The sequence below is a fragment of the Allohahella marinimesophila genome (assembly GCF_039538005.1).
GTDB classification, from domain to species: Bacteria; Pseudomonadota; Gammaproteobacteria; order Pseudomonadales; family Oleiphilaceae; genus Allohahella; species Allohahella marinimesophila.
In genome coordinates this window covers 79,738-93,863 of sequence record NZ_BAABBO010000022.1, presented here as the reverse complement: position 1 = coordinate 93,863, position 14,126 = coordinate 79,738, and the positions used below count along the sequence as shown (strand labels likewise).

Below are 14,126 nucleotides of genomic sequence, written 5' to 3'. Positions count from 1 at the left end.
GCTTAACTGACTGGCATTACACCTTCAAGGTGCTTTTTTTATGCTTGAATCCTTCTACCTGGCTTGCAGCGCATCCAGATTATAACGGATTTCAGCGCCACCCTGAGGCAGCGGTACGACTTCCATGAAACGGCCGCGAATGGCTTCGTCGACTTGCAAAGGCGCATAACCAGGAATATTGCCAATAGTCATGATGAGCTGTTCACCATTATTGACGAGGTTGAGCTGATCGCCATAAGGCAGCTGCTCGATTCCCTGTTGGCCAAGCAAAGTGTTCAGGTCGAAAGGACCTTCAGGAATCTCAACACCAAAAGGGATGGGTATCGGCTCTCTGAGCGGCGCCACGGCCACTTCCTGTGGCGGAATGAAAGGCGATTCCAGGTTGGCCTGACGGGCAGCTTCAATGGCTCGCTCGAGATGCTGACGTTGTTCGGCGGTAGCATTAGCCAGATCTGCCTGTAGTTCAGGTTCCGTCTTGGCTGGTTGGCCAGGTGTAATCGTATAGGTCATCGACTGCCGCTCAGGCTGCGGCGCAGCTGCTGGCGTGACGATGATGGTGGAATCCTTGATATAGGTTTCGGTGAGTTCGTCACTGGTGAGCGACTTTACCTCGGCGAAAACGCCGCCTGACAAGGCCATGGTACAAGCGCAGAGAACAAATGCAGAAGTGGAGGCCGAATCGGGACTCGACAACACACGCGTTTGGTTTGTTTTGTTCATCTGTCACCTCATGCATTTTTCTACAGTATACAGGATACTACGCTGAAGCGAACATCGCAGGTCAGACTTCGATCGAAGGTGTGAAGTAAGCATGAAAGTCGTCAGAAGTGTGGCTCGCTCCCTCTCAGTCACTTGCGGCACACATCGGGTCACTCTTCGACGCTCGATTATGCTCACCCCTGCTCATCGGCTATGCTTGTAAAGACACCCTCATGACCTCGCGAACATAAACGCGTTACCACTTGCGTTTTTCCGTTCCATTAGGCTCGAAACAACACAGAAAGAGGCACTCTTTGCAAGGATCTGCCCCCGCAGAGTTGGATTCACAAAGAACCGGTTATTTTTCTAGCGTGGTTCAGCGCTGGGTCTCGCGCAGGCTGCCGCCGCAGTCGCGGATTCGCCTGGGGCACAAGAATGTCTTTATCCTGCCGACGCGCTGGGGCTTGATGTTTCTGATGACGGTGGTGTTGGTGCTGATAGCTGGTATCAATTATCAGAACTCGATGATTCTGGCGACGGCCTTCCTGTTTTTTGCAGTCTTTGTCGTTCACATTCATATGAGCTTCAACAATTTCGCCGGGCTCACGGTGGCCTTTCATGATGCCGAACCAGCCCATGCTGGCGAAGAGGCACTGGTCAATCTCACTGTCTGTTCCACACGAGCGGCCGGCACAGACTCTGGCAGTGGTCGGGGTACGCCCGCCACCGGCGATCGTCATGTCGCCATTCAGCTTGGCTGGCCCGCCAGCACGGCGAGCATTCGTTATCAGCTTATTCATACTGGCCTGCCGTCGACCGATCAAGCAGGTGAGCCTGGCAGCGAATCTGAATTGCAGTCCACGACCCTGCCGATAAAATGCCTGCGGCGCGGTATACAGCGTGCGCCAAGGCTTCTGGCCACCAGCGTCTACCCACTGGGATTGGTGAGGGTCTGGTCATGGCTGGATCTCGACATCGAGGTGCTGGTATATCCCCGACCGATTCATGGTGAGGCCAATGGCGCCGATGCCGAAAGCGAGGGCGACAGCCAGCCTGACAGGAAGCTTCGGCAGCAGCAGCCGGTGGATTTCGATGGTCTCCGCAACTATGAGCTGGGCGAGTCGCGCAGCCGGATCGCGTGGAAAAAGTATGCGCAGCAGGGCGTGCTGTATACCAAACTGTTTTCTTCGGAGTCGGCCGATCCGGTCTGGATCGATCAGGCCGCCTATGCCGGGCGGGATGTGGAGCTGCAGATGTCGAACCTTTGTGCCGAGGTGCTGATGCGAGACCAGGGGCATCAACCTTACGGACTCAGGTTGGGCAAGTGGAAGTTGGCACCGGGCCTTGGGCCGCAGCACAGGCAGGAGGCGCTCGAAGCGCTGGCGCGCTACCCTGAGTTGACACCCAATGCTTGAGCGGCGCTTTAGTACCGCCAGTCGGGCAGATGCTGCAGGCATCAATCCGCAGGGTATTCCCTGGTTGTTGCTATCGCTTGCTTTAGCGGCGCTGCTGCACATACAGCATACGCCGATCTGGCTCAACATTGCCCTCAGCGGCATTCTGCTCTGGCGCATCATGGTGTTCAGAGGACGTTTCAGACTGCCGCAATTGTGGGTAAAAGTGATTTTGCTACTGCTTGGCATCACTCTCTTTATCGTCAGCGCCAGAGGCCAGTTTACTATTGAGAACGCGGTGGGCTTCTTTCTGCTCACCTATGGTTTGAAGCTGCTTGAGACAGGGTCGACAAGGGACGCTTATCTCTTCGTGTTCATGACACTGTTCCTGATGCCGCTCGGCTTTCTCTTCGATCAGTCGATCTTCACGACACTCTTCGTATTCATTTCGCTCGGTTTTGCATTCATCGCCTTGATGGGGATCAACGGTGCCCTCGAGCGGACCTCGTACTTCGGTGCCGTGAAGCGGGCTTTCGGTTTGTTCGCCTGGGCGCTGCCTATTCTCGTGGTCGCCTACATCGTTTTTCCCCGTCTTGGGCCAATCTGGTCTATGCCGCTCAATAGCACCTCCGCGTTTACCGGGTTGTCGGAGAGCATGATGCCAGGTCAGGTCTCCAATCTGGCGCAATCATCAGAGCGAGCCTTCCGGGCGGATTTCGACGGTCCCCCTCCGCCTTCGCCAACATTGTATTGGCGAGCGCTCGCGATGGATCTGTTTACTGCAGGGCAGTGGTCGCGATCAAGCCAGCAACGGGGCATCGATGAATCAAGGATGCTGCCTCAGACGCGGCTACGAAGACTGGGTCTTGATGACCAGGCGATAGAGGCCGCATTGTCGTCGCCCGAGTTCGGCTACGAAATTCTGCTGGATGCGCACAATCGCGATTGGGGATTTTCGCTCAACGCCTCCATACCTACCAGTCGCCAGCTCAGTGGTCAGAGCAGTAATCGCGGTGGTGCGGTACTGCAGACCCTTGACGGCCTGATCCGCTTTGCCCGCCCGGTGAAAAGTCCTGCAGCTTACCGTCTGCAATCACTGCCATTCGATGAGGCAGCCGTGGAGGCGCAGGGACGGCTTCAGGCAGCGCATATTCCGGGTCTGCCGCAGGTAATAGCGTTAGGCGCAACGGCAGGACTGGAACTGAACGATTTTCATCGGCGCCGTTTACTGCAACTGCCGGCCGATGGCAATCCGCAAACTCGCGCCTTTGCTGCAGAATTGCGCGAGAAGCATGAGGACCAGGCAGCCTTTATTTACGATCTGCTCAATCACTTCCGTAACGAGCCCTATACCTACACGCTGAACCCCCCTGTGCTCGAGCCGGACAGCAACGTGGACGATTTCCTGTTTGGCGCGCGGCGAGGCTTTTGTGAACACTTTGCATCAGCCACTGCGGTGATTCTGCGCGCGGCCGGTATACCAGCACGTATCATGACCGGTTACCAGGGTGGTGAGTTCAACTCGACTGGTGGCTTCCTCGTAGTGCGGCAGTATGATGCCCATGCCTGGGTCGAAGCCTGGCTGGAAGGTATTGGTTGGGTAAGAGTCGACCCGACGGCTGCCGTGTCGCCGCTTCGCATCGAGTCCGGTCTACGCTCGGCAGTGGCGGAGGAGGGCAGCTTTCTCAGCAACGAGCTGTCGCTGTCACGCTTTTCCGGTATCAGCGCGCTGAACTGGGTCAGCATGCGTCTGGAATACACCAATTACCTCTGGCAGAAGTGGGTCATCAATTACGATCAGAAAACCCAGCAGAATCTTTTATCGGCCTTCTTCGGCGATGTGGACATCAAACAGGTGGGCTTCATTGCTACCGGTGCCATTGCTGGCATGATCATTCTGATCGGCCTGATGCAGCTGTTCCGCGGCAGACGGCATCTGCGGGCACAGGATCCGGTAGTCAGGGTATACGACCGTCTTCTACGCAGACTTCGTCGGGCCGGGGCAGATGTGTCATCATCGGCGATTACACCGCGTCAGCTCTGTGGCATCATGCAGTCCGCAGGCGCCGACCCGCAGACTGCGCTCGCCATCAGTCAAAGGCTCGAGCGGCTGCTTTACGCGAGGCGCCCGCAAGCTGATGAAGCCCGAGCGCGGGCGCAGGTCAATGAGCTCCGCCAGCTGAGAGGCTTGCTGAGAAAGCTGACCCTGCAAAAGACTTCTACCCCGAACTAATGTCAGGAACCTGATGTGCTAGCAATGCAGAACTGCCAGCCCTATATGAGGGCCTCATGAGCGAGCAGGACATCGCCGCTCGCAAGCTATTGCCGTGGCACGCTGACGTGCGCTCGGCGTTATCACGTCGCTGGCGTGAGCAGGGTTGGCCTTCAGCGCTCCTCGTGGAAGGCGTGAGGGGTAGCGGCAAGCTCGCCCTGGCCAGGCATCTGGCGATGGATGCGCTCTGCGCTGAGCCGCTTGTCCAGCCGAATGGCGCCTTGCAGGCCTGCGGCGAATGCCGGCAGTGCCTGCTGATGAATGCCGACAGCCATCCTGATTTCACGGTGCTGGCGCCCAGCGATAGCCGGGTTATCAAGGTTGACCAGATTCGAAGTCTCACCGAGTTTGCCTACACTCGGCCGCAGATTTCGAAGCGCAAGGTGGCCATTCTCGATCCAGCCGATGCGCTGAACCTGCAGGCAGGCAACGCCTTGCTCAAGACACTGGAAGAGCCGGGCAGTGACGTCACCCTGATCCTGCTCAGCGAGCAGCGCTCACGCCTGCTAGCGACCGTGCGCAGTCGTTGCCAGTATTTCAGGCTGCCCAAGCCGGAGCTGACAGCGTTGAATGAGTGGGTGGCCGGGCAGCTGGCTTCGGGTAAGGGCGCTGCGACCTCGAAGAGTGACGAGACTCTCCTGCCGGAACTCGTTGCAGCCATGACGCTGGCTTACCAATTCAGTCCCTGGCGAACATTGGAGGCCCTGCGCGCAGAAGGGCAGCAACAGCCTGTGCTCATGACTATCCTGGATACACTCACTGCCTGCGTTGAAGGTCAGCAGGATATCTTCGCGGGCGCACAGGGGCTGGCAAAGGTGCCGGTCGAGGAATTGCTTGATCTGCTGCTATGGGTGTGGGCATCCGTGTTCAGACTGCAGCTGAGCGATGCTGCGGTCAGTAGCGCCGATCATACGCTGGTACAGTCCAGCGCACTGAAGGATTTGCAGACGCTGGCGTCGAGCCTCGAAGCAGAAGCTGCCGAGGCTGCCTACCAGTCATTGCTGGCTTTCAGGCAGCAGTTCAATGAAGGGCGTAATCCCTCAGTGCCGCTGTTTCTCGAAGCTACACTCATGAAACTGCGAGAGGGCCGCCGGCCTCCGGCTCAGACCGGACAGTCAGCTGGCGCGGTCAGACCCGTCGACTTTCTATCCGCGTTGACGCAGTCACAGCAACTGCTTCGCTAGCTGACCTGCGCTCAGCCCAAACCAGCTTTCTGCCTCAGAATGCGCTCAACCGTATCCACGATCACCTGGGTCTGGCTGTCTATCTCAAGATTCACTTCGGCCCGCTGAGAGGCGTCGGCCGCGTCTGCCAATTCGCCAAAGGTCGTCATCCTGAGTGTTTCAGGAATCAGGTCGACGGAAAAACCGTCGGGCGTCAAATGTCCGACGGTGAGGCTGGCGCCATTCACGCCGATATAGCCCTTGTGAAAGATATAGGCGCGCAAGGGCTCAGGTACGGTGAAGGCAATATTGGTATTGTTGGGTGTATTGGTAACGGCGGCCACCGTGGCTACGCCGTGCACATGCCCAGACAGGAGATGACCACCAATTTCGTCGCCAATTCTGGCAGCGTGCTCGAAGTTGACCCAGTCGCCCTCATTCAGCTGGCCAAGCGTCGTGATTCTCAGCGTTTCCTGCATGACGTCGAAGGCCAGTTCAGCGCTGTTGATGGCAGTCACGGTCAGGCAAGCGCCATTGACAGCGACACTGGCGCCGCAGCTGGTGGCTGATTGATCGGACGGAAAAACGACCTGCAGTCGCCAGAGCCCCTCCAGCTTCTCGATGCTTCTGATGCGGGCCTTGCCCTGAACGATGCCTGTGAACATGCAATGTCTGCCTTGGAGAGTAGAAGGGGCCAGACGCTTCGCCTGCCACTTATAGAAATGGCGCGAAACGTGCTTAGTAACTGCGTGGCGCTGCTCTGATAGGCAAGAGCTGCCAATAATTTGGCGTTTGCGACAATATAAGCGCGGCGTCAGCCCGTTTGTGTGCATTTCACCGGCATAGTATTCAGACTTATGAAGATCCACAACCCTGGCGATATCGATCTCAGCCCGACTGCTCTCAGGCAGATGGTCGAACAGGCCTCTCTGAATCTTGATCCGCGCGAGGTGCTCGCGCAGGAGGCCGCAAGGCGTAGTCAGGTCGCGCAGCAGCAGTCTCTCGAGCAGAGCCTTCAGAGTGGCGCGGGCCGCAATGCGCCAGCGGTGATCAGTCGGAATGAGCCGATGTCCCGAGGTGGCGGTTCCCGCGAAATGGCCTCTCCGGAGTCCGCTGCCGCCTGGCGCGAACGCCGCAGTGCAGACAGGGCCGGTGAAGGGAGACGCTCGTACGAAGTCGATCCCACTGCCGGTCGACAGCAGGCTGACGCCCCGGTGGTGGCAGCTGGCCCTACCGCCGAAGAGCGTGAGCATGAACGTTCCCGCCTGGCTCGCCGTCTCAAGTTGATTCAGCAGGTGATATCGGAGTGTCAGGCGCTGGAGCTGCTCAATGTCGACGTGCTGCAGATGAGCGGCTATCCAGGTGCCGCGCAGATGTTGCTTGCCAAGCGACGGTCGAACCTGCTCTGGCTGGGCGCCTTGCTATGCCTCGGCGTATTTCTCACAGCATTGATGGCCAATCTGAACCCCTGGCTGGCAGGCTCGCTACTCGGCGGTGCCGTTCTGCTAACGGCTCTACAGATCGGCCCGGTACGATCGCTGTTGTTTTCGGATTCCAGTTATTCCGCGCTTCAGGCAAGACGCAAGTCCCTGGAAGCCGCTGCGCTGAACCATATTCGCATGCTCGAAGGCCGCAACGGGCTGGCCTATCAGTGTCAGATGATGAGTGCTGAATTCGAAGCCCTGAGCCATCGGCAATTCGGTCGCCTGATACTGCTCAGCCGGAAGGGCCTATTGCTCAAGGCCATGCGTCATGCAGGGGCGATTCGCCTCTATTTACGCTACATGATGCTATCGCGAGCTGCTTATCTCTCGCTCAAGCGGGACTACGTCACCATCAATCACCGCCTGCGAACGGAATTTGGAGACCTTCAGGATAACGGCTAGGGCTGGGGGCGCGAACTTCCACAGGTTGACACGACAGCGTTTCAAACGTATGTTTCAAACAGTTGTTCGTAACGAACTGATCGCGTTCCAATCATAGCATGGCAGAGTCGATGGCACAGTCAGATACCGTAGACAAGATACTCGATGCCGCAGAAATGCTCTTTGCAGAGCGGGGTTTCGCCGAAACCTCACTGCGCCAGATCACCAGCAAGGCCGGCGTCAATCTCGCCGCAGTCAATTATCACTTTGGCTCAAAGAACGCCCTCATTCAGGCAGTGTTCGCGCGCTTCTTCAATCCTATCACGCGCAATCTGCGTGAGCGCCTGAGTGAAATCGACGCCCAAGATTCAGACACCATGCTCGAAGAGCTACTCCAGGTGGTGACCAGGTCAATATTGCAGACTCAGAACCGGCGCAATGCCAACGGCCTGGCCGTGTTCATGCGGCTGCTGGGGCTGGCTTACACCCAGAGTCAGGGCCACCTCCGTCGATTTCTGGAACAGAACTACAGTCTCGAATTCCGCGAGTTCATGCAGATGCTGAAAAAGGCCACGCCACATCTGTCCAGCGTAGAGCGTTTCTGGCGACTGCAGTTCATGCTCGGCGCCACGACCTTTACGATGTCATCTTCTGAAGCGCTCAGTAGCATTCTCAAGAATGAACTCGATATCACCAGTTCCCCGCAGGATATCGTGATTGAACTGGTCAGATTCCTTTCGGCCGGTCTGAAGGCAGGTGGCGGTCGGGCAGAAGACATGCCGGATGGTGAGCAGCGTGGCGACCGCCGAGACCATCCGTCTGTCGACCGCCGTGGCGCGCGCCCGTTGCCGATGGACCTGCATCTCGACGAGAATGAACGCGCGGCTGCACTGGCGGCTGCCACCAAGGCGGCCGAGTCGAAGCCGCGAGGCCATTGATGCTCAATCTGCTGCGCATCAGTGCGGCGACGCAGACGCTCGAGTGCCTGACAGCCGATCCGCAGATCTGCAGTGCCTGTGAACCCGCTGAACTGGAGCGCCACGCGGCCGACGCCGTGAGCTGTGGACCGTCATATAGCATATCGACGGCCACCGCAGGCCTTGGCGAGTGCAACGGTAGCTGGCAGACACCGCGCGGCTGGCATTATATCCGCGCCTGCATCGGCCGTGATCTGCCGTCCAGAGCGGTTCTGGCCGGGCGCCGCTGGACAGGTGAGATCTTCGATACCGATCTTGCCCAGCGCTATCCTCAAAGAGACTGGATTCTCACTCGCATACTCTGGCTGTGTGGTCTCGAACCTGGCGTCAATCGTGGTGATGGGGTCGACACGCAGCGGCGCTATATTTATATTCACGGCACCGCTGACGAACATCTGCTGGGTACTGCCGCCTCACATGGCTGCATTCGTATGGCCAGTGATGACGTGACAGCACTCTACGAACGTGTGCAGCCCGGCTGCCGCGTTATTATCCGTTAGTCAGTCGAGGGATTGAATGCTCGCTTTTATCGGTGGAACTGGCCTGACCAGGCTTGAAGGCTTCGAAATACTCAATGAAAAGCTGGTTGATACACCCTATGGCCAGCCCTCTGCTGCCGTTCTGGAAGTAGGGCACTCAGAGCACCCCCAGCGTTCGGCATTTTTCCTTGCTCGTCATGGCCATCCTCATGGCATTGCCCCGCATGCGGTAAACTACCGGGCAAACATCTGGGCACTCAAGGAGATGGGCGCGACAGCGGTCATTGGTGTCAACGCCGTGGGGAGCGTCGACCCCAGCCTGCATCCGACCGATCTGGTTCTGCCCGATCAGCTGATAGATTACACCTGGGGACGGGCCAGCACCTTTTCCACCGATTCGGCAGTGGAACACATCGATTTCTCGTGGCCATACACGGCTTCGCTGATTGAGCAAATCGTGTCAGCAGCCAAAAGCAGTGGCATTCAGGTCAGGCAAGGTGGTGTTTATGCAGCTACCCAAGGGCCGCGACTGGAAACTGCAGCAGAAATCCGTCGACTGGCCAATGACGGCTGTACCCTGGTCGGAATGACGGGCATGCCAGAAGCGGCTTTGGCGCGAGAGGCGGGACTGGAATATGCCAGCCTCTGTCTGGTGGTAAATCCGGCTGCGGGGGTGAAAGCCGAAGGCGCACCTGATCGTGAGATCACCATGGCAGATATCGAACAAGCGGTCCTCGACGGTATGTCCAATGTTCGCCAGCTCATCGCCACCCTGGTTGGTGAACAGCAGCAGCGTTGAAAGCGCTGCTTATTCCTCCTCGCCGAGTTCCTCTTCCTTCAGCGCCTCGGCGTTATCCGGACCTTCACGCCGGGTAGCGTCTTCGCTCACGGATTGAATCATGGCCAGCACGCCAATCGCTGGATGATCGATATAATGCAGCTGTCCTGATTTCATGCGTCTGGACTGCTGCAATACATATCGACCGAAGATTTCGCCGCTTGTCCCGAGCGTTCCGTTAGCATCTTCCGTGGTATATACCGGCTCACCCTGTGAGCCGGTGTGGTCGGTCAGTACCAGCGTCGCATTCATGTGCATGAATCGCGACAACCTGAACTGCAGCTGGCCCTGCAGGGACCAGCGATTATCATCCAGGGTGGACGTCTCGAGCGTGAAATGATAATCCCGCTGCTTCACCATCGGCAGCATCACTGAGCCATGCCAGAGCACCCTATAGCCATATGCCCGCTCCAGGTTGCCCAGCACATCGTTCAGCATGAAGTCCTTGCGAAGCATTAATGGCCAGCGGTCGTCGTTTGCGTCGCCCAGAGGAATGGCGTCGTCGCGCGGCTCCAGTAGGGGTGAGCCATCTGCCCGCTTTGCACCGAAGCTGGCCTCCGGACCGTAGAGCTCGGTACTCGTTTCAATCGCCGTGTCAGCCAATGCGTTGTCATCTGAGGCCGCTTCCATCGTGATGTCTTCAGCTGCATCGCCTGTTTCTATTTCGCGCGGCGGCAGCGGTAGTAAGCGCTCCGACTCGCTGATGGGATAGTTGCGGAAGATGATGAGTTCGAGCTGGTAGACGGTCGCCTCGTTTTCGGCGGCCAGGACAGGCGCCTGCCCAAGGCTCGATATTAGGGCGGCTGCCATCGCAGCGGCGCAGGTCATTGCTCGTGCAGGTAGTCGTAAACGGTTCACGCAAACATCCTTACAATCTGTTCTGCCCATTGGTGGCGTTGCTCTGGATCAACCAAAGGTACGTTGTCGCGCAGTTTCTGGCTACCCTCGAGCCGATAGCGCTTTGGCTTGCTCTGCACCAGTTCAATCAGCTTCATTGGCTGCACTCGCGTTTTCCCGGCAAACTCTATCATGCCGCCTTTTTCACCCGCGTCTATTCTCACGATGCCCATATAATCGGCTTCGAGACGAATGGCAGCCTGGCGGAAGAGGTTCTTCGCCGGATCAGGCAGCAGGCCAAATCGGTCGATCAGTTCTACTTGCAGGTCCTTGAGCGCCTCCGGCGACTTCGCTGCAGCGATACGCTGGTACAGCACCAGGCGCGACTGTACGTCATGAATATAACTGTCCGGCAGCAGGGCGGGCGCGCGAAGATTCACTTCGCAGACCTTCTCCTCCGAATCATCCAGCGACAGCTCCTTGCCTTCGCGCATGGCTTTGACTGCGCTGTCCAGCAGCTGCATGTAGAGTGAGAATCCGATGGCGTTGATATGGCCACTCTGTTCTGCACCCAACAGTTCGCCCGCGCCTCGAATTTCCAGATCGTGGGTCGCCAGGGTAAAACCGGCGCCGAGATCCTGTGCCGCGCTGATCGCTTCCAGACGCTTCCTCGCATCAGCCGTCAACGAGCGTGGCGACACTGTCAACAGATAGGCATAGGCCTGGTGATGCGAGCGGCCAACCCGTCCCCTGAGCTGGTGCAACTGAGCAAGCCCGAGCTTGTCTGCCCGATCGATGATGATGGTGTTCGCGCTGGGAATGTCGATGCCGGTTTCGATAATGGTAGTACACACCAGCACGTTATATTTCTTGTGATAGAAATCTGACATCACCTTTTCGAGCTGGCGCTCAGGCATCTGGCCATGCGCTACGCAGATCCGTGCGCCAGGCACCAGCTCCGCGATAGCATCTGCCGTTCTCTGTATGGTCTTGACCTCATTGTGGAGGTAGAAGACCTGTCCGCCACGAAGCAGCTCACGCATGACCGCTTCCTTGACGATGCCGTCCTCATGCTCGTGAACGAAAGTCTTCACGGCCAGCCGGCGTTCCGGCGGGGTGGCGATGATCGACAGGTCGCGTACGCCCTGCAGCGACAGGTTCAGCGTTCGTGGTATCGGCGTGGCTGTCAGGGTGAGGATATCAACCTCCGCACGCAGCGCCTTCAGCCGCTCCTTCTGTTGCACGCCAAAACGGTGTTCTTCGTCGATGATCAGCAAGCCGAGATCCTTGAACTCGACATCTTTCTGAATGAGCTTGTGAGTGCCGATCACGATGTCGACCTGACCGGCCTTCATGGCCGCCAGAGAAGTCTTGATTTCCTGCGTCGAACGGAAGCGACTGAGCAGTTCGATACGCATGGCTGTGCCAGCGAAGCGGTCGCGGAAGCTGTTGAAGTGCTGTTGTGCCAGCAAGGTGGTTGGGACCAGCACGACAACCTGACGCCCGGCGTTCGCGACGAGGAAGGCGGCGCGCATGGCTACCTCGGTCTTGCCGAAGCCGACATCGCCACAGATCAGTCGGTCCATCGGCTGCTGCCGTTTGAGGTCGGAGACTACGGCCCCTATGGCGCTGGTCTGGTCAGGCGTTTCTTCGAAGGGGAAGTCGTCGGCAAAGCGGTTGTAGTCGATTTCTTCGACTTTGTAGGCATGACCCTGACGAGCTTCGCGGCGTGCATAGATTTTCAGCAGCTCGCTCGCCACATCGCGGATTTTCTCACGGGCTGCGCGCTTGGCCTTTTGCCACTTGTCATTGCCGAGCCTGTGCAACGGCGCAAACTCTTCGTTGAGCCCGGCGTAGCGCGAGAGCACCTGAAGCTGGGCGACAGGCACGTAGAGTTTGGCATCATCTCCGTACACCAGCAGGATGAACTCCTGCTCCTGATCGCCGACATTGAGGCTGACCAGGCCGTGGAAGCGCCCGACCCCGTGCTCGATATGCACGACGGGCATGCCTTCCTTCAGTTCAGCCAGGCTCTGGATCAGTGCATCGGTATCGGTGGCCGACTGCTTGCGACGCCGACGCTGGGGTACCTTGAGTTCGAACAGATCCGATTCGCTGATGAGCAGGACCGCCGGGTCGAGCAGGCGAAAGCCACGATCGATATCTGCTGTCAGCACCTGCCAGCTACCGGGGCGGCTGAGTGCCTCCTGCCAGCTGTGAGCACTCAGGAGCGGCTGCTCGTGTGCAGCGAAGAGGTCCTTCAGGGCTTCTGCACGCCCGGCAGACTCGGCAGCGAGCACGACGGTGTCCTTGCCCGCGGCGTCGATGAGCTTCTGCAAGGGCTGGCTCTGCTGAGTCTCCACGCCGACAGCGGGCAGTTCGCCAACTACGGTCTTTTCGGAGTCGGCTTTCGCTGTGACCTCTACGCGTGGCTTGCGCGCCAGCGCCGCGAACAGTTCATCCGGGCGCAGGTACAGCTTGTGAGGTGGCAGCAGAGGTCGCAAACGGTCGTGGCCAAGGCTGTCGAAACGTGACTGCACGTCGGTCCAGAATTCCTCAGCTCGCGCATGCAGCTGCGGCATCAGGTAGAGCTGGCTGTCCGGCGGCAGATAGTCGAACAGGGTTGAGGTGTCGTCGTCGAACAGCGGCATGTAGTACTCGATGCCTGGCGTGACGATGCCATCCATGACATCCCGTAACACCGGCGTCTGACGTGGTGATTCCGGAAAGGCTTCATAGAAGTTCTGTCTGAAGCGATTCCTGGCCGCTTCATCAAAAGGGAACTCGAAGGCCGGCAGCAATTCTATTTCATCGATCTGATCGCCAGAGCGCTGTGTCTCCGGATCGAAGTAGCGCAGGCTGTCCACTTCATCATCGAATAGCTCGATCCGGAAAGGCTGGTCGTGACCCATCGGGAACAGGTCGATGATCGCTCCTCGGACTGCAAATTCGCCATGTTCGAAGACCGTGTTCACATTGCGGTAGCCGACCTGCTCCAGTTGCGTGCGATAGCTACCGATATCGATCGTATCGCCCTTCTTGATCCACAGGGTGGTGCCGAGCAGATGGCGTCTTGAAGCCAGGCGCTGCATCAGAGTCGCCACCGAAATCAGCAGCAGCCCGCCTTTCTGCCGCGGCAGGCTGACCAGGGTCGCGATTCGCCGGCTCACGATATCCTGGTGGGGCGAGAAGCTGTCGTAGGGCAGGGTTTCCCAGTCTGGCAGGGCAAGCGTGGCCGCAGCTTCCCGCTCGTCCTGGCGACGGAAGAGCTCCAGGCCCGCCTCGAGTCGTTCCAGTGTCGCCATGTCCGGCGTCACCACCACTGTCAGTGTTTCCGGCTGCCGCTGTTCGAGCCGGGAGAGGAACATCGCGTCCGCGCGACCAGGCAGCACCGGCCAGCGCGCAGCCTGCCCCGCCGGGACCTCGGAGGGTAACGGAAAGGGCAGGGATGTGTCCGGCTCGCGCCTGGCGGTCGAACGGCTTGCAGGAGAAGTGCTTGTCATCGGTCCGGTCTGTGTAGTGTTGCTGGAGTCAAACGAAGAATACGCTGCCGCATCTGTTTCGGAACGCAACGATTGAGCCTCATTTCATGACATCTCTGC

The 14,126-nt window shown here is 58.4% G+C and carries 11 protein-coding genes; 7 read left to right on the top strand and 4 right to left on the bottom strand.

From position 1 onward, the window contains the following. Window positions 1–54: 54 nt before the first annotated feature. Window positions 55–720, bottom strand: a complete 666-nt coding sequence (locus tag ABD735_RS19345; RefSeq protein ID WP_344809594.1) for a hypothetical protein — start codon at window positions 718–720, stop codon at window positions 55–57. 317 nt (window positions 721–1,037) lie between these two features. Here ABD735_RS19345 and ABD735_RS19340 point away from each other — a divergent pair, with 317 nt between their 5' ends. Genes ABD735_RS19340 through ABD735_RS19330 form a run of 3 tightly spaced genes read left to right on the top strand, consistent with a single transcriptional unit; the run spans window position 1,038 to window position 5,549 of the window. Continuing rightward, a complete protein-coding gene (locus tag ABD735_RS19340; protein ID WP_344809592.1) occupies window positions 1,038–2,114 on the top strand; it encodes a DUF58 domain-containing protein in 1,077 nt (358 codons plus the stop codon). Then, window positions 2,107–4,326, top strand: a complete 2,220-nt coding sequence (locus tag ABD735_RS19335) for a transglutaminase TgpA family protein (RefSeq protein ID WP_344809590.1) — start codon at window positions 2,107–2,109, stop codon at window positions 4,324–4,326. Before ABD735_RS19340 ends, ABD735_RS19335 begins: the two co-directional genes overlap by 8 nt. A 56-nt stretch (window positions 4,327–4,382) precedes the next feature. Then, entirely contained in the window at window positions 4,383–5,549 is a 1,167-nt protein-coding gene (locus ABD735_RS19330; protein WP_344809588.1) for a DNA polymerase III subunit, read from the top strand. A gap of 11 nt (window positions 5,550–5,560) precedes the next feature. Here ABD735_RS19330 and ABD735_RS19325 read toward each other — a convergent pair whose 3' ends face one another. Next, window positions 5,561–6,193 carry a riboflavin synthase subunit alpha gene (locus ABD735_RS19325; protein ID WP_344809586.1) on the bottom strand — a complete coding sequence of 211 codons (633 nt, stop codon included), beginning with the start codon at window positions 6,191–6,193 and terminating at the stop codon, window positions 5,561–5,563. 192 nt (window positions 6,194–6,385) lie between these two features. On the opposite strand from ABD735_RS19325, the gene ABD735_RS19320 reads away from it, so the two are divergent. The 4 genes from ABD735_RS19320 (at window position 6,386) to ABD735_RS19305 (ending at window position 9,648) form a co-directional block, all read left to right on the top strand. After that, on the top strand, window positions 6,386–7,414 hold the full coding sequence (locus tag ABD735_RS19320; RefSeq protein WP_344809584.1) for a hypothetical protein: 1,029 nt from the start codon (window positions 6,386–6,388) through the stop codon (window positions 7,412–7,414). Between the two features lie 110 nt (window positions 7,415–7,524). Then, the gene (locus ABD735_RS19315; RefSeq protein WP_344809582.1) at window positions 7,525–8,331 is read left to right on the top strand and encodes a TetR/AcrR family transcriptional regulator; all 807 of its coding nucleotides are present in this window, start codon (window positions 7,525–7,527) and stop codon (window positions 8,329–8,331) included. After that, window positions 8,331–8,870, top strand: coding sequence for a L,D-transpeptidase family protein (locus ABD735_RS19310; protein ID WP_344809580.1), 540 nt, complete (start codon window positions 8,331–8,333; stop codon window positions 8,868–8,870). Before ABD735_RS19315 ends, ABD735_RS19310 begins: the two co-directional genes overlap by 1 nt. 16 nt (window positions 8,871–8,886) lie before the next feature. Next, entirely contained in the window at window positions 8,887–9,648 is a 762-nt protein-coding gene (locus tag ABD735_RS19305; RefSeq protein ID WP_344809578.1) for an S-methyl-5'-thioinosine phosphorylase, read from the top strand. 9 nt (window positions 9,649–9,657) lie between these two features. Here ABD735_RS19305 and ABD735_RS19300 read toward each other — a convergent pair whose 3' ends face one another. Further along, window positions 9,658–10,545, bottom strand: a complete 888-nt coding sequence (locus tag ABD735_RS19300) for a CsiV family protein (protein WP_344809576.1) — start codon at window positions 10,543–10,545, stop codon at window positions 9,658–9,660. Further along, on the bottom strand, window positions 10,542–14,027 hold the full coding sequence (gene mfd, locus ABD735_RS19295) for a transcription-repair coupling factor (RefSeq protein WP_344809574.1): 3,486 nt from the start codon (window positions 14,025–14,027) through the stop codon (window positions 10,542–10,544). The genes ABD735_RS19300 and mfd overlap by 4 nt, the downstream gene beginning before the upstream one ends. Between the last annotated feature and the right edge of the window lie 99 nt (window positions 14,028–14,126).